The sequence below is a fragment of the Methylophilus sp. 3sh_L genome (genome assembly GCF_046766015.1).
GTDB lineage: Bacteria > Pseudomonadota > Gammaproteobacteria > Burkholderiales > Methylophilaceae > Methylophilus.
This window is the reverse complement of record NZ_JBKOUF010000001.1, coordinates 366,239-385,721: the sequence shown is the minus strand read 5'-3', so window position 1 is coordinate 385,721 and position 19,483 is coordinate 366,239. Positions and strand designations below refer to the sequence as shown.

Genomic DNA, 19,483 nt, shown 5'->3' with positions numbered 1-19,483 from the left:
TGCCCACGTCTCTGCAAGCCGCCCTTCATCCCACCACTATTTGAACGACCACTATTTGAACGAATAGTTGGCTGTCAGCATCACTGTACGCGGATCGCCTGGATAACACTGGTTAATGCTGGCACATCCAGCGATATACTGTTTATTAGCAAGGTTTCTGGCATTCAGTGCAAAACGCCATGAAGGTGTGTTGTAATAAATTGCCGCATCAAACAGGGTATAAGAGGGCACATTAAAAGTGTTTTGCGCGTCCCCAGCTTGATCGCCAATATATCTTGCCCCACCACCTACTGCTAAGCCTTGTGCCCAACCAGATAAGTCGTAACGCAGCCAAACATTGGCCATATTTTTGGCCACCAGAATAGGTCTTTTACCCAAAGTGTTGGTGGTACTCTTGGTGATCTCTGCATCAATGTAAGTATAAGTCGCCACGGCATTCAGGCGATCTGTTAATTGGCCGGTGGTTTCAAACTCAAACCCCTTATGCCGCTGCTCTCCCGTTTGTATATTAAAACCCGTGTTGTTAGGGTCTGTCGTGGTGACATTTTGTCTTTTTAAGTCATACACCGCGAATGTGGTCCCGAACTGGTGATCTGGGGACTCATACTTAATGCCCGCTTCGCGTTGTTCGCCTGTTTCAGGTTTGAATGGCGTACCATCCGCCGTGTTACCGGTTAAAGGTAAAAATGATTCACTGTAGCTGATGTAAGGTGACCACCCACTCTCAAATGCATACAGCAAGCCTGCCTTGCCTGTCGTTTTTGAAGGGTCAGATTTGGTGCGGGTATTATTGATGCGTGTCTGCACCAGATCGGTCTCATCGTGGCGCAGGCCAAGCTGGACATTCCACCCCTCGCCAAATTTGATCAGGTCTTGCAGGTAAATCCCAAACTGCTTAGCCATGTCATTGCCGGTGCTGTTTGCGACCACTACCGGCGCACCAATCACAGCGGCAGCATAGTTGGGTTGATACAGATTAAGCGGCGTCACCGTGCGGTTCGCGAACGTCCGCGCCATGTTGTAATGCAAAATATCTGCGCCTATTAGCATGTCATGTTTCACCCCCAACGTTTGAAAGTGTGCAGCTAACTGGTTATCAATAGTCCATGTTTGCGCTGATAAATTGCGCACATTTGCGCGACGCGTGTAGCTTAAGTTATTGACCGGTGGCGGACTTGTAAGATTACTATTGTATTCGGTAAAAGTCCCGTCCACATTGAACGTGTTGTATCTAACATGTTGCCTGAAGGTAAACGTATCGTTGAAGCTATGGGAAAACTCGTAACCCAGTAGCGTCATTTCGGTTTCGTATTTATCAACACCAGGCACGCCTGTAAAGCGTCTGAAAGGAATGTCGCCATTTCGGTCAAATAGCACCGTACCTCCTGCCGGCAACCCACGCACTGGCACATAATGACTCTTCTGATAGCTTGTCAGCAACGTAATACTGGTCCGATCACCAATATCCCATGTTAAGGACGGCGCAATATAAGTGCGACTACGGTCTACAAAATCAACCTGATCATTACTTTCTGAAGTGAGGGCAACCAGACGGTAACGCAGTGTACCATCCTGATTCAATGCATCCGAAACATCCGCGGTCCATTGCTGTTGGTCATAATTTCCCAGTGTCAGTCCTACTTTTGCCAAAGGTTGATAGGTTGGCCGCTTGCTCACAACGTTTACAAAGCCTCCCGGCCCCGTTTGACCATACAGCACAGAAGCGGGACCTTTCATGATCTCGACACGCTCAAATCCGAATGGCTCAGCTTGCACCCAAGCGGTGTCATAAAACATCCTCATCCCGTCACGCAACACATAATCGCTCTGGACAAAGCCTCGGATAGAAAAATCATCAAGGCCCCGCCGCCCACGTTGCCCGGCATCCACCCCAGCAACAAACTTGAGCGTATCGGCCAAAGTTTGAACGCTTTGATCCCGTATTTGTTCGCTTGAAACCACTGATATGGATTGTGCGGTTTCATTAATTGGAGCATCTGACTTTGTCGCTGTACGCGCCTGTGAGGCTTTGTATTTATGAATGGGGCCCGTCGTAGACTCTTTGAGTCTTTTAGAACGAGTCACCACTTCTGGCAAGGTATCCGTTTGACTATCCAGCTCCTCCGCAAAAACGTTGACGAATGGAGAAGACAGCGCAACCGCTATCACAGCGGATTTAATTTTCATTTGATAACCTTTATGATAATGTTAACGATTCTCATTATTAAATTGTAACATTTTCAAGATGCATTAATGCCTTATCCCAAATCGGCAACGTATAATTTTAAGTAAAGAGTGAAGCGTGATGGCGTGACTGGCCTGATACTGACGAGGCAACGGCAGTCACAGATACTTGAGAACCTGATGATGCGCCTCTTAAAGCAAGCATGACATCAACCCGCAAGCACTCGCCTATCCCAAAATAGTTAGCTAACCATAGACTCAAATGACATCGACCATTACCCACAAAGCAAAATCACTCTCCCCCAAACCACAGACCTCCAGATCCCGACGTAGTGCGTTCCTCAAACTACTCAGGGATCTACATGGCTGGATTGGGCTGTGGGGGGCAGTTCTGGGATTGCTGTTTGGTGTCACTGGCATCATTCACAACCACAGAACCGTACTCAAAATCGAACTAGCGAAACCGGTATCCAACGAAGTCAGATTAATGGTTCCCGAGTCCGCAAAGAAAAGTCCGGAAGCCATGAGCGGCTGGTTACGAGAAACCTTATCCATGGATAGAGAACCGCGCATCAAAAAAGAAAAAGCAGAGCTTGTCTCCTGGAACGGCCAAGAGGTCATGCAACCTGAACACTGGGATATTCGGTTTGTTGCCCCACAGTACAAAGTTGTGATTGATTACTGGGTCGGTTCAAATATGGCGAGCGTGAAACGCACGGATGAAACCTGGGTAGGAACGATCGATAACTTCCATAGGGCCAATGGCGCAGGTATCGGCTGGGTTCTGCTGGCTGACAGTATCGGCGGCAGCATGATCCTGCTCTCCGTGACAGGGATACTCCTCTGGACCGAACTCAACCGCAGAAAAACTATCGGGGCTGTTATTTTTGTAGCCTCATTGGCAGGGATGATCGTGATTGCCTTTAAGACGATGTTTGCTTGAGTTCAATTCTTGATTCAATTCAACTGACCTCTTTGCTTTATGCCGCTTGGAATACATTAAGATTATTGATTCCGAACCAAAAGAAAAAGGCTTGCATCTCTGCAAGCCTTTGTTTTATTTTGTAGGCTGATGTCATTAACCAACAGCCGCATCCCAAAATCCGACATGCATCTGTTGTACTATTTACCTAAACCTGCGTCCTTCAGTCAAAGTTAGCAATTTCAGTCAGGCTTAACCCCTTATGAATCATCATACTTCTGCTGGTGGTGAAGGAAAATATGATGAATAAGCAGAAATCAAAGCTGTATGCGGCTCGGCTCCAAAATGTTCTAAGTTATATTGAGCACAATCTCGACGAAGAATTGACAGTCGATCAGCTTTGTTCAATCGCTAATTTCTCGAAATTCCATTTCCATAGGCAATTTGCCGATTACATAGGCATTACTGTGGCTCGATATGTTTTATTGCTTCGTCTTAAGCAAGCTTCCTACAGAATAGCTTTCGACGAATCAGTAAAGATTATCGATATCGCATTGAATGCCGGTTTTGAAACTCCAGAATCGTTTACCCGTGCTTTTAAGAATGCAGTTGGCAAGTCTCCCTCTGCTTTCAGAAAAAATCCTGATTGGGAAGCCTGGCACAAAGTATTCGATTTTCGGTTACCTGAAAGGAATAATAAAGTGCAAGTCGATATTATCAATTTTGAAAGTACGTTTATTGCTGTCAAAGAACATCTGGGCCCCGTCGATAATCTGAACAATACAGTAGGTCAGTTTATAGCCTGGAGGAAAGCCACAGGATTGTCTCCTACAAACACAAGCAGAACTTTTGGCATTGCTTATGACAATCCAGATACAACTGAACCATCAAAATTTCGTTTTGATATCGCTGGTGAAGTTAAAAATGATATCCCAGAAAATGCTCATGGAATCATCATGAAAATAATTCCTTATGGACGTTGCGCAGTAGTAAGGCATTTGGGATCACATAACCGTTTAGGAGAGTCGATCTATCCGCTATATCAAGAGTGGCTACCCAATAGTGGTGAAGAGTTACGCGACTTCCCACTATATTTTCACTATTTAAACTTACTGCCAGATATTGCTGAAGCCGATTTGGTTACAGATATCTATCTACCATTGAAGTAGTCATACAAAATGATGGCTCGACGACCTGACCAACCCTATGCTGCCCGCTGAACCATATATGCATCAGAAGGCGACGGGGTGTCTGGTTCGTCGATTGAACTGTAAAGTAAAGTCCAATCTATCTAAATGTATGACTGGAAATACCGATTGAATGATTGTCTGGATCTTGCGTGTTTGAAAACTGATAGCCATTCGCCTGATGAGTCAGGCCAAACTCCAAGTATTACTTAATCTATTGACTCAATGTTTAATCCGTATGACGTTCAACCCTTCGTTTTCTGAGGGTGGTTCAAAAAAGTTAGTCACATGGTAGAACACAGCCTCATTATCAAACTGCGCACGTTCTGGCTGTTCATCTCTACGTTTGGCTATCTGTAAAAGACATTGCGCATTGCTTAAATCAAGATAAATCAGCTCATGGTTGCATTCAATTTCATTACACAGCCCATTAAACCAAGCTCTTTGGTTAATAGTATTCGCTGGAAAATCCATCACTACATTAGTGCCAGTTTTAAGAATTGACTGAACATGCAGTTTAACAAAGGTCTTTATTCGAGCAGAATATGCCAAATATTCGTCAAAAGAATTTATTTCATTTGGATAGTGCGTAGACAACCACTCATCCTCTGAAATCAATACAGCGTTTTTCTCAAGCGCAAGCGCCTTTGATTTTGTAGTTTTTCCTGCGCCCATCTTTCCACAAAAGAAAGTTAAAGTACCTCTTTGATTCACAGCTGATCCCTGGGTTTGACTTAATTGAATAGTAACACCCCAAAACAAAAAAGACCCAAGGGGTTAACCTTAAGTCTTGGGAATAGCGCCCCCAACAATCTAGTTGATTATCCACGATAAATTTCTTTCGCTTGGATGAATATCATCTCTGCCTTCAAGACAAGCAGCAATCAGGAGAGTCACTCAAATCATGCGCCGTCACACTAAAACCTAAAGCCCAGCGTGGCCGAAATTACATGGTTTTCAATATTCACTGCAGCCTTATTCACGAATTGATTCAAATAACCAGCTTCGAAATAAGTGTGTCTGTTGAATTTCCACTTACCACCAATGAATATGCGGTTTTGATCCATTCCGTGTCGAACGCCCCAATCAGTATCGTTCAGGTTAATGAACAACTCATCATAAACAACTACAGATAATTTTGGATGCTGCTTAACAGGGATACTGACTTTGAGCATTTGGCGTAACCGGTGCCCAGTATTCTGGAATCCCCCGCGCCTTCGTTCTTCTAAACGAGTACGGCTGCTGCAAGCGACAGTGGACGTCGGATCAAACTGATACAGAAATTGTTCATACCAGCGAGTCTCACGATAAGCGGATTTACCCGCAGGATGTCCAATAATTGTATCGTGCCCTAACCATAAACTGGCATGCGAACTAAGCTTATACAAAACAGCTGGCCGCAAATAAAGAGCATCAATATGCTTCCCTTCATTGCGATAGCGTGGATTGGTGTCCATGCTCCATCCAAAATTCTGTATCGGCAAGTCCCCCTGCATATGTACATTAAACCAATAGCCACCATCCTCTTCGGCACCGGCCCAAGTTGGGGAACTGGCTACGAGCATGGACGTGAACAATAACAAACTGGCTTTTAAATTTAGGGGTATCATCAGCATAAAATCCTCTTATCGCTTATTGATAGGAATATTTTGATCAAGTGATCATTACTGTATAAAAGCAGTTTATTGAGTGCAGATGAATTCAATCTTAATTCTCATGTGCGACCATGAGCGGTAGTGTTTGAGGTAGTAAGGTGAGTAAGTTTCGGGAACGGCTCGTGGAAGGGGAAAACAGTAAAAAACGCATAATGTTGAAAAACTGAAATCTGCGTCGCCGATCGGCATTGGGAAAGAAAAACAGCTCACATTTCTGAGCCGTCTTTTGTATTTTGGTAGCCAGTGCTGAGATCGAGCCAGCCTAGTTTTACTCATTGAGTAGTTTTAAGCTACGGTATTTAGATACCAAGCTCTTTACGATTTTTTCTAATCCATTCCTCTAAGTGATTGAGCAAACACTCAGCCTGCTTAATGCATTCCTTCACAGCTTCATCGCTTATGGGGTCGCCTTCGTAATCACTGACGTTTCTTTGCTTACGCAAGACATCCAGAATAATCACTACCGATTTATCAACAGCTAGCGTCATTGATAAGGATTGAATCGCTGTTTGATGATGTCCAGGTTGGCTTGTAGAGGTGCGATAACCATTCAACCACAATCCCATCATGGCACTTTGCATAATCGCTTTATAAGCCGCATCAAACCGGGTCTCACCACTCACAGCTTCGACCTGTGAGTCTGCAATGTTGCGCCTAATTGCATCCAGCAAACGAAGCAAAGCATCGTTAGTTGGATGATGCAATTGAAGCTGTTTGATTTTCAGTAAATTGTCTAAGCTCATGTTCAGAGCCGATAATAAACAACTTCGGCCTATTTAAAATTTCTTTTATAAAAGAGTCATTTTTCTCGACACGACTGTTAAAGCTATCCACCGAGTACACGATAGGGTTAATTTCACGCTTTAACGTTGCTTGGCTCTTGTGCAGCAAACCAACCACATCGCCAAAACCAATCTCGCCAATCACCATCACATCAATATCACTATTTGCCTGCTCTTCACCCCGGGCCACAGAGCCAAACACCATAGCAAGCTGAATCTGGTTTTTGGCATTGGACAAGGCATTCGCTATCACATCGGCCAAACCAGACGTTTTACGAAAAATACTGGCAAGCTCCTCAAAAATTGGGCATTGTACATTTGCGCTATAGTGCTGCTGATTACCTACCTTTTTACTTTGTAGAATCCCAGCATCCGATAGCTTACTGAGTTCTTTATGCAAGGTTCCCGCACTCGTATGGGTGAGCCTGGCTAATTCACGCACGTGATAGCTTTGTTCAGGATGTAATAAAAGCAATCCTAAAATACGCTTTCTGTATTCACCAAACAATAGATCAGACAACATATATCGTTTTCTTTTTTGCTACAAAAGTAGCAAATAATGCTACGTTTAAAACTAAAAATCAAGCACTCTCTATTGATCAATAGGTGGTCAAGCTTGTTGGATAAGCAACTAGAACAAAAGCTTACAGCGGCACGAGACTGACCGCAATGTACATGTAGCTGTAGCAGCTAGACCACAGAGCTCACTCTGCTCGAACTGAATCCGCTTTACCAATGGGCAGCTTAACTAGGTTCGGCCAGAAAAGAAAAACGGCTCACATTTCTGCAAACCGTCTTATATGGCAATTTGAAGCTCAAGAGCCACCCACAACCACGCATGTAACAATAAATGTCATTTACTTACCGGTCTTATGATGATGCTCATGTGACTCATCTTTGCTGCCCGCCCCATGGTGATGCTCATGCTCATCAGCATGACCATCATTTCCATGATGATGTTCGTGTTCGTCGGCGTGACCGTCGTTACCGTGATGATGCTCATGCTCGTCTTTATGACCATCCTTGCCGTGATGATGCTCGTGCTCGTCCGCATGACCATCTTTCCCATGATGGTGTTCATGTTCGTCTACATGGCCATCCGCCCATTTATCTTCAGCAATCACGCTGGTTGAGGCACCCAAATAAAGCGCACCAAAGAATAAAACTGAAACTACTTGCTTATTAATCGCCATGTTGTCACCTCAAGATACTCGGGAAACACATTCTAGTGATAAAGGCAGGTTCAAGCAATCGTGAAGCCGAGCTGATGATGAAACACTCTAGCTGATGTGGGCTAAAAGATTCAATTTTAAATAAGAACAAAGATTTAATTTTACTCTTGGGCTACCCCACTCCGACCCTAATTATTTTCGAGGCTCGAAAATATCTAGGCTAGCCGGGGCGATTCAATCCCTCATCTTGATTGATACTTTATATTCAGCGCACTCTCTAACGGTAATGGTTATAACTTCTGATTTAAATTCTTTCTTGCACTCTCTCAGTGCAACTTCAGTGAATTTCAGCTGATCCTCAAAAGTTGGCCCTAAGTTAATTTTTACAACAAATGCAGCTGCACCTAAAACTATCAAACTAATTACTGTTAATCGAATATACATTATTAATTTCCGTTTAAGTGCATTTCATAGCTCAAGATATACGGCTATTTATAAGTCAAACAAGTAAATATAAGAATTGATGACTCATCTACCTCGCGCTCTGACAAAAAAGACCTAAGGCGTTAACCTTAAGCATCATACTGAATTGCCCACCTAACAATCGAATCTCATATTAATCCAAAGCATTCCCCCTGGAAAAATCCAAAACTCTTCGCCAAGCCAACATAACGGCCAACGATTACGGGGATTACCGTCGTACCAGCCAGCTCCAGATTGCTTGGCTATGGCTCAAGGTTTACGACTATAGGCAAGATTGGGGAGCGAGTGGCTGAATTTGTAGCAAAGTTGCCGGAACTCTGAAAACTGCACCTATATGAAAATAGTGAAATTCTGAAAACTAAAAAGCTGTGTTCAAATACTGAAACTAGAAAAGTTATGATGAATGCTATGGTGACCCAATGTACAACGATGAATTAATTAAAACAGATAAATTAAAAATTGCTATTGGAGATACCGTTATCAGCTTTCAGTTTATTGAAAACGACCTTGCTTATTTCATTGGTAAACTTTTAATGCTAAAAGAAGATAAAGATGTGTATCGGATTTCTGCTGCTATGAGTTTTAAACAAAAGGTTGATTTCTTTTGTGAAATTTATCCGACTCGGCGATGGAAAGATTGGCCTGAAATGAATATCAAAGCGGTCAAAAATTCTTTGGTTGCCGCTGAAGAATTCAGGAATTCAGTTGTACATTCTTTTTGGTACGTAAGTGGAAAAAGGAAAATTGTCTGGATGAGAAGTAAAGGCTCTTTAAGGTCTAAAGCTGGATTGAATCATGTTGATGGGATTGCGGACATACGTGCATTGGAACAAGGTGTTGAAGCGCTAAAGAAAATAGGTGATTGGTATCTTGGTAAAACTGAGGAGTTGATTACTGAAACAACAAAAATCAAAAAACTGACTAAAAAACTCACGCGTCAAGTTAAGTTCTCAGCAGAGCGCTGAGTAAAGAAAAAACGGCTCACATTTCTGCGAGCCGTCTTTTGTATTTTGGTAGGGTGTGCGGGGATCGAACCCACGACAAACGGATTAAAAGTTGCGTTAACAAACTGATTTTTATTAATAATTAACCGTCAATGCTCGCAAACAACCGCTAAGTTTTAAGATCTCCAAAACACCCTCCTATTTCATATAGATGAAATTCAAATTATTGAAATTGTTTTCATAAGCAGCTTTATATCCGCTAGCCAGGGCGTAAAAATGCAAAGTGACGAATGGCAACATAAAGAAAATTAAATTAGCAGAGGGTACTAACTCAACCAAACTATCGGTTGTGACGATGTTAAGTTGAGACTGCAATAGTTTGATATGTCTCTTCTGTTTTATAACGACATTTATCTGCTCAGCAGACTTAACAGCCGATATTGTTTTCTTTAGAAATCCAGTCTCTTCGTAATTAATAACATCATTCATAATTTCACTCTTAACATTAAAAATCCTTGGATATCTATAACCGAGCCGTGCTATAAGCCAAGCGCATCACTACTGGATAAAGCCTATAAATCATTTCTTATTCTGCTTATCAACAAAATTTAGCAGATATACAATTTATTAACTATCAGTTTGATTAAGCGATATCTCATTTCAATAATTCAAAATAAACTTTAATAAACCTATGCTTATTATGAAAAAATTCATTGTTATATCGTTAGCCTTACTCGCATTGAACGCGACAGCATGTGCAGACCATGATTTTCCAGAGGCAGGCTCATCTATTCAAGTGACAGAAGCATCATGGAGTACATCACAAAATGATGGCCCACTAATCTTAACCGTTCTTGGAACCCTCAAAAATCCTACTGGTGACCGAATCGAGAACCTTGTCGTTGAAGCAAAACTGACAGATCGCAATGGCAAAGTGATTGATGTGCTTACTGAGCACGTGTATGGCTTGGTAATACCCGCGGGACAACAAGTAGCTTTTCGGCTTCAATCGTCAGCGGCAGCTAGCAAAAACGCTTACAGTGAAGTGCAAGCGCGCGTCATTAGCGCAGAAGCACACCCCCCTCAAGCCCCACATCCTGCACCAGAGGAGCGAAACGCAGTGTTTGAGTACCTAATTTCATGGGTACCAATGGTTATCTTTATTGGTGTTTGGATGTTTCTTGCACGTAAATACAGTGGAAAAGGCTCGATCCAAGACCAAATGTTAACTGCAATTAGTAACCAGAACTCCCTACTTACTAAACAGATAACCGCAATTGAAAGTATTGCTTCCGCGGCAAACTCTAAAAAAGCTGCTAACAATAATGAAACCCCATGATCGAAAAAGCTGAAATCTTGCTCCTATATTAAAAATTGTGTCTTTTATCGAAAAGTAGAATGTTCATATATGAAGACGGATCGGAAATACTGGTTGGAGATTCCGTGCTCTTCGAAAATGGTCGCGCCTCAGGAACGGTGGAATTTATTATAACGACGATTGAAGATATGAAAGCCATTAACGTAGAAGAACTTGGGATAATGATCAAGTCCCCTTCTTTTGGTCGCGTGTATCTACCTCAGTGGAGTTTAATTAAATATCCATTAAAACTTTTGTCCCGCTCACGACCGTGAGAAAAGAAAAACGGCTCACATTTCTGCAAGCCGTCTTTTGTATTTTGGTAGGGTGTGCGGGGATCGAACCCACGACAAACGGATTAAAAGTCCGCTGCTCTACCAGCTGAGCTAACACCCCATCTGTTTCTTGTTTGCCGCTTTGTTTTGCGTCAAATTTGAAAGAACGCGATTATGGGGGATGAATTAGATTTGGTCAATGCTGTTTTGGCTTTTTTTGTATAAAAAGTTTATTTTTTTATTCATCCCGCTTTTTTGCTTTACATTCCGGGGAATTTTCCACCCATCATGCCGCCCATGCCCCGCATCAGCTTGGCCATGCCGCCTTTGCTAAACATCTTCATCATCTTTTGGGTTTCTTCAAATTGATTGAGCAGGCGGTTGACGTCTTGTACTTGCACGCCGCTACCGGCGGCAATGCGTTTTTTGCGCGTGGCTTTAATCAGCTCGGGTTTGCGGCGCTCTTCTGGCGTCATGCTATTAATGATGCCTTCAATGCGGCGCATGGATTTATCTACGTCGTCGGTGTTGATCTTTTGCGCCATACCCGAGATCTGGCTAGGCATTTTGTCCATGAGTGATGCCATGCCGCCCATTTTGCGCATTTGTAGCATTTGCGCTTTAAAGTCTTCGAGGTCAAACTTGGCACCAGACTTGATTTTGTCGGCGACTTTTTGCGCCTCGGCCATATCGACCTTTTTATGCGCTTCTTCAATCAGGCTTAAGACGTCACCCATGCCCAAGATACGGCCGGCCATACGGTCAGGGTGAAAAGGCTCCAGGCCATCTACTTTTTCGCTGACGCCGATAAACTTGATCGGCTTGCCGGTAACGTGGCGCACCGAGAGCGCAGCACCGCCGCGCGCATCGCCGTCCAGCTTGGTGACGATGACGCCGGTAAGCGGCAAGGTTTCGCCAAACGCTTTGGCAGTATTGACCGCATCCTGGCCTTGCATGGCGTCCACCACAAACAAGGTTTCGGTCGGCTTGAGGTAGGCGTGCAGGTCCTTGATTTCAGCCATCATGGCTTCGTCAATGGCTAAACGGCCAGCGGTATCGAAAATCACCACATCGTAGTAATTCTTTTTAGCTTGATCCATCACCTGTGCCGCGATATCCAGCGGCTTTTGCTGCGGGTTGGAATCAAAGCAGTCGATCTCAAGTTGTTTGGCCAGGGTTTGCAGCTGGGTAATCGCCGCCGGGCGGTAAACGTCTGCACTGGCCAGCAGTACTTTTTTCTTTTGTTCTTTAAGCAGTTTGGCTAACTTGCCTGAGGTGGTGGTTTTACCCGCACCCTGCAAACCAGCCATCAAAATCACCACGGGGGGCACGGCGGCCAGGTTAAGGCCAACGTTGGCTTTACCCATGAGCTCGGTGAGCTCTTCATTCACCACCTCAATTACGGCCTGGCCAGGCGTGAGGCTTTGCAACACGTCGCGGCCGTTGGCGCGCTCTTTGACGCGGGCAATAAAGTCTTTTACCACCGGTAGGGCCACATCGGCCTCAAGCAGGGCCATGCGGACTTCGCGCATGGCATCGGCAATATTGTCTTCAGTCAAACGGGCTTGGCCGCGCAGGTTTTTAATGACCCCTTGCAAACGGCCGGTCAGGTTTTCCAGCATGGAAGGCCTTTCTTTCACAAATCATCAAACTTGAATAAAGGGATTTTACATCATGGCAGGGCAACCCTCGTAATAAAGCGCATATTAGGGCGGTTTAGCCGCAGCAACCCTAGGCGAACGTAATGAGTTTTGCCATAATGCCAAGCATGACTCAACACCTGCTCCCTTACCTGATTGTCGCGTTTGTCTATATGGCGGTGGCGCTCGATTACTGGCGCATCGCCAAACAGGGCAAACCGGTGGATGAAAACGCCTTCCCGTTTCAACTGCACAGCGCCATGGTAGCGTTGGGGCTGGTCATGCATGGCGGCCTGTTGTACCGCGACATGTTTGCCATTGGCTCAGTCAATTTAGGGGTGTATTACGCACTGTCGGCGATTTTATGGCTCACCGTATTAATCTACTGGGTCGCCGACTTAAAGCACTCATTGCATAGTTTGCAGGCGTTTGTATTGCCCCCGGCCGCGCTTTGCGTGCTGATGCCAGGCTTTGCCGTGACAGACTATTATGTAGATACGCGTGGCTTCACGTTGTTTAATCTGCATATCCTGATTGCCATGTTGGCATACAGCCTGTTTACCTTTGCTGCACTGCATGCGTGCCTGATGCGCATGGCGGAGCGCGCCTTGCATCAAAAAAACAGCTGGCTGTCGCTGCCTGGCTTTCCGCCATTACTGGTCTTGGATGCGTTGCTGTTTAAAGTGCTGCATGTCGGCTTTGTTTTGCTGACGGTTACCTTGATCAGCGGCATGCTGTTTAGTGAAGAGATTTTCGGCAAACCTTTGCAGTTCAACCACAAAACCGTCTTCTCGATTGCTTCATGGATGATCTACGCCTGGTTGTTGTTTGGGCGTTTTAAATATGGCTGGCGGGGCAAAGTCGCCACGCGATGGACGCTGGTGGGCTTTGTGTTACTGCTGCTGGCCTATATAGGCAGCCGCTTTGTACTGCATGTAGTGCTGGGGCGCTAAGCAAGCACCTGCCCCCAATCCAAGCCTTAACTTAATTACGCAGGCTGATAATCGGCCAGCCCTGGCCTTGCGCATACGCGGTCAGCGTGGGGTCTGCATCCACCGCCACCGGATGGGTCACCAGTTTCATGAGTGGCAAATCATTGTGTGAGTCACTGTAAAAATAACTTTTTTCAAAATCAGCCAAGCTCTGACCACGTGCCGCCAGCCATTCGTTCAGACGGGTCACCTTGCCTTGCTGAAAACTGGGCGTGCCGCTGACACCGCCGGTATATTGCCCATCCACCATTTCAGGATCGGTGCCAATGAGATGCTCGATGCCGTATGCGGTGGCAATCGGCTTGGTGACAAAACTGTTGGTTGCGGTAATTACCATGCACAAATCCCCATTCGCCTTGTGCTGATTCACCAAGTCCTGCGCTTTTTGCGTCATCATGGGGCGGATGACGTTGGTCATATATTTTTTGTGCAGCTCATCCAAAAACGCTTTGGTATGTTGCGACAAGGGTTGCAACTGGAACTTGAGAAAAGCATAAATATCCAGGCAACCGTTTTTATAGTCTTCGTAAAACTGCTCATTGCGTGCCTTGTGTTGTGCGCCATCCAGCAGGCCTTCGCTAATCAGAAACACGCTCCAGTTATAGTCACTATCCCCTGCCAGCAGGGTGTTATCCAAATCAAATAAGGCCAGGTTTTGTTTCATCACGCTTCATTTCTTTAATCAACATTAAACAATTTGTTCATCGGGCACGGCTTCGGTGGTCGCCGTCAGCACTAAAAACACGCCGACCAGGATCACGGCCAGCGCAATATATTCCATGGGGTGAACCTGCTCGCCGGCAAAGCTGACGCCGACCACAAAAGCGACCACCGGATTGACAAAGGTGTTGCTACTGGCGACCAGGGGTCGCACATGGTGCAATAACCAATGGTAGGCAGAAAAGGCAACAATAGACCCAGGCACGATCATGAAGCCCAGGGCCACCCACGACCGGGGCAACACCTCTGCAGGCAGATGCTCGCCAAAGGCGATGCTGAATAAAAAGGCAATGATGCCGCCACACAACATCTGGCTGGCTGGCCCCATGAGTCCGGAAGGCATAGTCAAATGCTTGCCCCAGACCGACCCCAGTGACCAGCATGCGGCAGCAAACATGAGCAAGCAGGCACTGACCCAATCGCCCTGCAGGCTGCCGCGGGTATTCAGCAATAAAATACCTACCAGGCCAACCGCAATCCCCAACCATTCGCGGCGGCTGATTTTGTGTCCCCACAGGCTGGAAAAAACCGCCATCCAGATGGGTGCTGTTGCAATCGCCAAGGCCGCAACGCTGGAGGAGACATGCAGTTGCACCTGTGACACCGTCCCATTGCCGAGCACGGGCAACAGCAGGCCGACCAAAGCCGCACCACGCCACTGCAACCGTGTGGGGGCCGCATGCCCAAGCAAGCGCAAAGTGACATACAACAGGCTTCCCGCAATGGTAAAACGCAGCCCCACCATCACAAAGGGTGGAAAACTCTCAATCGCATACTTAATCGCGAGATAAGTGGAGCCCCAGATAAGGTAGGTGCAAGACAGCGCAATGATCACCAGCAACCAATGATTTTTTTGCGTCATTGCGGCTTGCCTTTCCTGTTTGTCATGGTTAAAAAAGAAAACGCTTGCCACCCGCAGGCAACAAGCGTTCATTCAGAGCCTGCTTACACTTGCGGGTTCAATTTTTCTGCTTTGGCATAAAGCTTGTTGAGACCATTCAGGTAGGCTTTTGCAGAGGCGACAACAATGTCAGTATCCGCGCCCTGCCCGTTCACAATGCGGCCGCCTTTGGACAAGCGCACGGTGACCTCACCTTGCGCATCGGTCCCACTGGTGATGTTGTTTACTGAATACAGCAGTAATTCAGACTCACTTTGCACCACGCTCTCAATCGCCTTGAAGGTTGCATCTACAGGGCCACCACCGTTGGCTTCGGTGCGCTGCTCTGCACCATCCACGCTCAGGGTCAAAATCGCATGCGGGATCTCGCCGGTTTGCGAAGCCACTTGCAAATAGCTCAGTTTGAACATTTCACGGCTTTCCTGCACCACTTCATCACTGACCAGCGCATGCAGATCTTCGTCAAAGATTTCCGACTTTTTATCTGCCAGCTCTTTAAAACGCGCAAACGCTGCGTTGAGGGCATCTTCACTTTCGAGCTCAATGCCCAACTCTTTCAAGCGGGTTCTAAACGCATTACGGCCAGACAATTTGCCTAAGGTTAATTTATTTGCGCCCCAACCCACGTCTTCGGCACGCATGATTTCATAGGTCTCACGATGCTTGAGCACGCCATCCTGATGGATGCCGGATTCATGCGCAAAAGCATTGGCGCCCACAATCGCTTTGTTCGGCTGCACTGGGTAACCGGTGATGGTAGACACCAGCTTGGAGGACGGCACAATTTGCGTGGTATCAATGCGGGTGCTCAGGTTAAAAATATCGCTACGGGTTTTAATCGCCATGACGATTTCTTCGAGGCTGGCATTCCCAGCCCGTTCGCCCAGGCCATTGATGGTGCACTCGACCTGCCGCGCGCCATTCATGACCGCAGACAGCGAGTTTGCCACCGCCATGCCCAAGTCGTTATGGCAATGTGTGGACCAGATCACCTGGTCAGCCCCTTTGACGCGTTTAATCAACGTGGCAAAGCGCTCGCCCCATACCGCCGGGATGCTGTAACCCACCGTATCCGGCACGTTAATGGTTTTTGCACCTGCCTCAATCACCGCCTCAAACACGCGTACCAGAAAATCAATCTCTGAACGCACCGCATCTTCAGCAGAGAACTCCACATCCTCGGTATACTCACGCGCCCATTTCACTGCTTGCACCGCACGCTCAACCACCTGGTCTTCTGTCATGCGCAGCTTGTTTTCCATGTGGATTTTGCTGGTAGCAATAAAAGTATGGATACGGCCGCGGGCAGCATGTTTGATCGCCTCGCCTGCACGGCGCACATCGTTTTCACTGGCACGTGCCAGCGAGCAAACGGTAGACGTTTTAATCACTTTTGCGATCTCGGAAATCGCGTCAAAGTCACCTGGGCTGGCCGCAGCAAACCCGGCTTCAATCACATCCACACCCAGTTTTTCCAACTGGCGCGCGATACGGATTTTCTCTTCTTTGGTCATCGCTGCGCCCGGGCTTTGCTCACCGTCACGCAACGTGGTATCAAAAATAATAATTTGTTCCATGAGTATTCCTAATCTGACAGCCGGATTTTACCCGCTTGTCCTTTAAATGACTACAACTGCACCAGCAGCCTGCGCCAAACAAAAAACGCGCTCATACAAGCGCGTTTTCTAGATAGGCATTTCACTAGCCTGCCTGTTTGGCCTGCAACCGCTCACGCGCCCACAAGTAATAGCCAGACAAGGCATAGACAAACACCACGCTGAACAATACTTCTGGCGGGCTGTATGAAATCAGCACAAAGGCCATCACTACCGCCAAAATGGCTACGAACGGCACCGAATGTCTGAGGTTGATATCCTTGCCGCTATAAAACTTGAGGTCAGAGACCATAGAGCCTGCGGCAAAAATAGTGATAAACCAGGCGATCCATTTCACCTGCAATGCGCCAAAGAAAATCTCGCGGCCATCGATATTGTATTCATAAGATACCCAGACAAATCCGGCAATCAAGGCTGCTGCGGCCGGGCTAGGCAAGCCCTGAAAGTAGCGCTTGTCCTGAAATGGATCATCCAGCTTGGTATTGAACCGGGCCAGGCGCAAGGCCGCACAGGCCGCATAAATAAACGCCGCAATCCAGCCCAGCTTGTTCATGGGCTGCAAGGCCCACACATACATGATCAACGCAGGCGCAACCCCGAACGACACCATGTCTGCCAGGCTGTCATACTCGGCACCAAATGCACTTTGCGTATTGGTCATCCGTGCCACACGGCCATCCAGGCCATCCATCACCATGGCAATAAAAATTGCAATGGCAGATTGCTCAAAATGCTGGTTCATCGCCTGCACAATGGCGTAAAAACCGCCAAATAATGACGCGGAGGTAAATAAATTAGGGAGCAGGTAAATCCCACGCTGGCGCAGGGTGGTATGTTGCTCGCGTCTAGAAGGGCGGTTTTGTGATTCAACCATAGAGGGCTTTTCAGAATTGCAGAATACCTGCATTGTTGCGGGCAATCACAAAAAATGCAAGCGTACGCGCTCTACGCAAGCGCACTTTCTCAGCAAGGGGCAAGCATGGCGCTTGTGCTAAAATAATGGTTTATTTAAGCCAGTTATCGCACGTTCATGCAGTTTTCCTTACACAACACCGATGGCCTTGCCCGCCGCGGCACCGTTAGCCTTCCCCATGGCGAAGTCCAAACCCCGGCCTTTATGCCGGTGGGCACTTATGGCACGGTCAAAGCGATGTCGCCGCAAGAACTCAACGAGATACAAGCGCACATTGTGCTCGGCAACACCTTTCATTTGTGGTTACGGCCTGGCCTGGAAGTGATTGCGGCACATGACGGCCTGCACAAATTCATGGGGTGGGACAAACCCATCCTCACGGACTCAGGCGGTTTTCAGGTATGGAGCCTGGGCGAATTGCGCAAAATTACCGAAGAAGGCGTCAAGTTCCAATCTCCGATTAACGGCGACCGCTGCTTTCTGACGCCGGAAGAGTCCATGCGCATCCAGCGCGTGCTGAACAGCGACATCGTCATGATTTTTGACGAATGCACGCCCTACCCTGCCAGTCACGACCAGGCACGCAAGTCGATGGAGCTCAGCCTGCGCTGGGCGCAACGCAGCCGCGACGCCTTTAATGTCTACCAAACGCAGACCATCACCCACACGCTGACCATGGTGGGTGGCCCTGCCGAAGTGAACCAGTTGCGTTCAGACATCACACCAACTAACGGCAACGCTTTATTTGGGATTATTCAGGGCGGCATGTACGAAGACCTGCGCGATATTTCGCGCCAGGGCCTGGAGGCGATCGGCTTTGACGGCTACGCGATTGGCGGCTTGTCCGTGGGCGAACCCAAAGAAGATATGCTACGCATCCTGGCGCATACCGCCCCACAAATGCCAAAAGACAAACCACGCTACCTCATGGGCGTCGGCACGCCAGAAGACCTGGTCGATGCCGTCAGCTACGGTATCGACATGTTTGACTGCGTGATGCCAACCCGAAACGCGCGCAATGGCTGGCTATTTACGCAATATGGCGATGTCAAAATCAAAAATGCGAGTTATAAAACAGATACACGGCCACTAGATGAGGAATGCGAGTGCTATACCTGCCAACACTTCAGCCGTGCTTATTTACATCATTTGCACCGCATCGGCGAGATTCTAGGGGCACGTTTGAACACCATTCATAACCTGCATTATTACCAAGTGTTAATGCAAGGCATGCGGGCAGCGATTGAAGAAAACCGTTTTGAGGCGTTTAAGGCGGAATTTGCTCGGAAGCGGGCGGAAAAACGTTAACGTCGCAATCTGACGCATGGGCGAGTCGCAACAAGGCATGATTTAGAACAAAAGGTCATTCTCATTACAACACTGTATTTCGCCTCTCGGCGAGTCACTTTCTGGTGCTTGCCCCACAGAAAGTGACCACAACTAACGAAGTGTTGCGGCGTAGGCTAACCTTCAGGCTAAGCCACATCGTGGCGGCCGTAGCCAAAGAGGACGACACCCAGCCATCACGGCCTTGCGGCTCCCTTGCGTTGTTGGCTACGGCCGCTGCGCTTAACGTCGCTATGCGAGTTAGCCTACGCCGTAATAGACTGCTTTGCAGTCTTAGTTATCAACAAGTAAGCGGTCACGAAACTCGCCCTGACAAGCCACACACGTCGTGGCTTGTTGCGGATCTCAGACAGTCGCTCCCTTTTTCCTTACTTTGTTTCCGCTACTCTGCGT

19 protein-coding genes and 1 tRNA gene are annotated in these 19,483 nt (G+C 47.0%); 6 read left to right on the top strand and 14 right to left on the bottom strand.

What is annotated here, in order from left to right; genetic code table 11:
• Nucleotides 1-51: 51 nt before the first annotated feature.
• Entirely contained in the window at nucleotides 52-2,187 is a 2,136-nt protein-coding gene (locus ACIDF8_RS01940) for a TonB-dependent siderophore receptor (RefSeq protein WP_412008939.1), read from the bottom strand.
• Nucleotides 2,188-2,446: 259 nt separating this feature from the next.
• On the opposite strand from ACIDF8_RS01940, the gene ACIDF8_RS01935 reads away from it, so the two are divergent.
• Together ACIDF8_RS01935 and ACIDF8_RS01930 are read left to right on the top strand one after the other, a co-directional pair.
• Nucleotides 2,447-3,127: a PepSY-associated TM helix domain-containing protein gene (locus tag ACIDF8_RS01935; RefSeq protein ID WP_412008938.1), complete on the top strand. Its 681-nt coding sequence runs from the start codon at nucleotides 2,447-2,449 to the stop codon at nucleotides 3,125-3,127.
• Nucleotides 3,128-3,408: 281 nt separating this feature from the next.
• On the top strand, nucleotides 3,409-4,275 hold the full coding sequence (locus ACIDF8_RS01930) for an AraC family transcriptional regulator (protein ID WP_412008937.1): 867 nt from the start codon (nucleotides 3,409-3,411) through the stop codon (nucleotides 4,273-4,275).
• A 240-nt stretch (nucleotides 4,276-4,515) separates the two neighbouring features.
• Here the strand turns inward: ACIDF8_RS01930 and ACIDF8_RS01925 are convergent, their stop codons facing one another.
• From ACIDF8_RS01925 to ACIDF8_RS01900, 6 genes are all read right to left on the bottom strand, one after another.
• On the bottom strand, nucleotides 4,516-5,055 hold the full coding sequence (locus ACIDF8_RS01925; RefSeq protein WP_412008936.1) for an AAA family ATPase: 540 nt from the start codon (nucleotides 5,053-5,055) through the stop codon (nucleotides 4,516-4,518).
• A 155-nt stretch (nucleotides 5,056-5,210) separates the two neighbouring features.
• Nucleotides 5,211-5,909, bottom strand: a complete 699-nt coding sequence (locus tag ACIDF8_RS01920; protein ID WP_412008935.1) for a DUF2490 domain-containing protein — start codon at nucleotides 5,907-5,909, stop codon at nucleotides 5,211-5,213.
• 338 nt (nucleotides 5,910-6,247) lie between these two features.
• Nucleotides 6,248-6,691: a hypothetical protein gene (locus tag ACIDF8_RS01915; protein WP_412008934.1), complete on the bottom strand. Its 444-nt coding sequence runs from the start codon at nucleotides 6,689-6,691 to the stop codon at nucleotides 6,248-6,250.
• A complete protein-coding gene (locus tag ACIDF8_RS01910) occupies nucleotides 6,636-7,253 on the bottom strand; it encodes a nucleotidyltransferase domain-containing protein (protein WP_412008933.1) in 618 nt (205 codons plus the stop codon). The genes ACIDF8_RS01915 and ACIDF8_RS01910 overlap by 56 nt, the downstream gene beginning before the upstream one ends.
• 334 nt (nucleotides 7,254-7,587) lie before the next feature.
• Nucleotides 7,588-7,923: a hypothetical protein gene (locus ACIDF8_RS01905; protein ID WP_412008932.1), complete on the bottom strand. Its 336-nt coding sequence runs from the start codon at nucleotides 7,921-7,923 to the stop codon at nucleotides 7,588-7,590.
• A gap of 213 nt (nucleotides 7,924-8,136) precedes the next feature.
• Nucleotides 8,137-8,346: a hypothetical protein gene (locus ACIDF8_RS01900; protein ID WP_412008931.1), complete on the bottom strand. Its 210-nt coding sequence runs from the start codon at nucleotides 8,344-8,346 to the stop codon at nucleotides 8,137-8,139.
• 458 nt (nucleotides 8,347-8,804) lie between these two features.
• On the opposite strand from ACIDF8_RS01900, the gene ACIDF8_RS01895 reads away from it, so the two are divergent.
• Entirely contained in the window at nucleotides 8,805-9,350 is a 546-nt protein-coding gene (locus ACIDF8_RS01895) for a hypothetical protein (RefSeq protein ID WP_412008930.1), read from the top strand.
• A gap of 177 nt (nucleotides 9,351-9,527) precedes the next feature.
• Here ACIDF8_RS01895 and ACIDF8_RS01890 read toward each other — a convergent pair whose 3' ends face one another.
• Complete coding sequence (locus ACIDF8_RS01890) at nucleotides 9,528-9,818, bottom strand: hypothetical protein (RefSeq protein WP_412008929.1); 291 nt, start codon at nucleotides 9,816-9,818, stop codon at nucleotides 9,528-9,530.
• Between the two features lie 211 nt (nucleotides 9,819-10,029).
• Between ACIDF8_RS01890 and ACIDF8_RS01885 the strand changes: the two genes are divergently transcribed.
• Entirely contained in the window at nucleotides 10,030-10,668 is a 639-nt protein-coding gene (locus tag ACIDF8_RS01885; RefSeq protein WP_412008928.1) for an FxLYD domain-containing protein, read from the top strand.
• A gap of 338 nt (nucleotides 10,669-11,006) precedes the next feature.
• On the opposite strand, the gene ACIDF8_RS01880 is transcribed toward ACIDF8_RS01885, so the two are convergent.
• Both ACIDF8_RS01880 and ffh read right to left on the bottom strand, forming a co-directional pair.
• Nucleotides 11,007-11,082, bottom strand: a tRNA-Lys gene (locus ACIDF8_RS01880).
• A gap of 139 nt (nucleotides 11,083-11,221) precedes the next feature.
• Nucleotides 11,222-12,583, bottom strand: coding sequence for a signal recognition particle protein (gene ffh, locus ACIDF8_RS01875; RefSeq protein ID WP_412009635.1), 1,362 nt, complete (start codon nucleotides 12,581-12,583; stop codon nucleotides 11,222-11,224).
• Nucleotides 12,584-12,720: 137 nt separating this feature from the next.
• Between ffh and ACIDF8_RS01870 the strand changes: the two genes are divergently transcribed.
• A complete protein-coding gene (locus ACIDF8_RS01870) occupies nucleotides 12,721-13,554 on the top strand; it encodes a cytochrome C assembly family protein (RefSeq protein ID WP_412009634.1) in 834 nt (277 codons plus the stop codon).
• 31 nt (nucleotides 13,555-13,585) lie between these two features.
• Here ACIDF8_RS01870 and ACIDF8_RS01865 read toward each other — a convergent pair whose 3' ends face one another.
• The 4 genes from ACIDF8_RS01865 to pssA form a co-directional block, all read right to left on the bottom strand.
• Nucleotides 13,586-14,257 (bottom strand): HAD family hydrolase, encoded by a 672-nt coding sequence (locus ACIDF8_RS01865; RefSeq protein WP_412008927.1) that lies wholly within the window; start codon nucleotides 14,255-14,257, stop codon nucleotides 13,586-13,588.
• Nucleotides 14,258-14,281: 24 nt separating this feature from the next.
• A complete protein-coding gene (yedA, locus tag ACIDF8_RS01860) occupies nucleotides 14,282-15,175 on the bottom strand; it encodes a drug/metabolite exporter YedA (RefSeq protein ID WP_412008926.1) in 894 nt (297 codons plus the stop codon).
• Between the two features lie 83 nt (nucleotides 15,176-15,258).
• Nucleotides 15,259-16,791: a 2-isopropylmalate synthase gene (locus ACIDF8_RS01855; protein ID WP_412008925.1), complete on the bottom strand. Its 1,533-nt coding sequence runs from the start codon at nucleotides 16,789-16,791 to the stop codon at nucleotides 15,259-15,261.
• A 124-nt stretch (nucleotides 16,792-16,915) separates the two neighbouring features.
• Nucleotides 16,916-17,704: a CDP-diacylglycerol--serine O-phosphatidyltransferase gene (pssA, locus tag ACIDF8_RS01850; RefSeq protein ID WP_412008924.1), complete on the bottom strand. Its 789-nt coding sequence runs from the start codon at nucleotides 17,702-17,704 to the stop codon at nucleotides 16,916-16,918.
• A 156-nt stretch (nucleotides 17,705-17,860) separates the two neighbouring features.
• Between pssA and ACIDF8_RS01845 the strand changes: the two genes are divergently transcribed.
• Nucleotides 17,861-19,051 carry a tRNA guanosine(34) transglycosylase Tgt gene (locus ACIDF8_RS01845; protein ID WP_412008923.1) on the top strand — a complete coding sequence of 397 codons (1,191 nt, stop codon included), beginning with the start codon at nucleotides 17,861-17,863 and terminating at the stop codon, nucleotides 19,049-19,051.
• The last annotated feature ends 432 nt before the right edge of the window (nucleotides 19,052-19,483 follow it).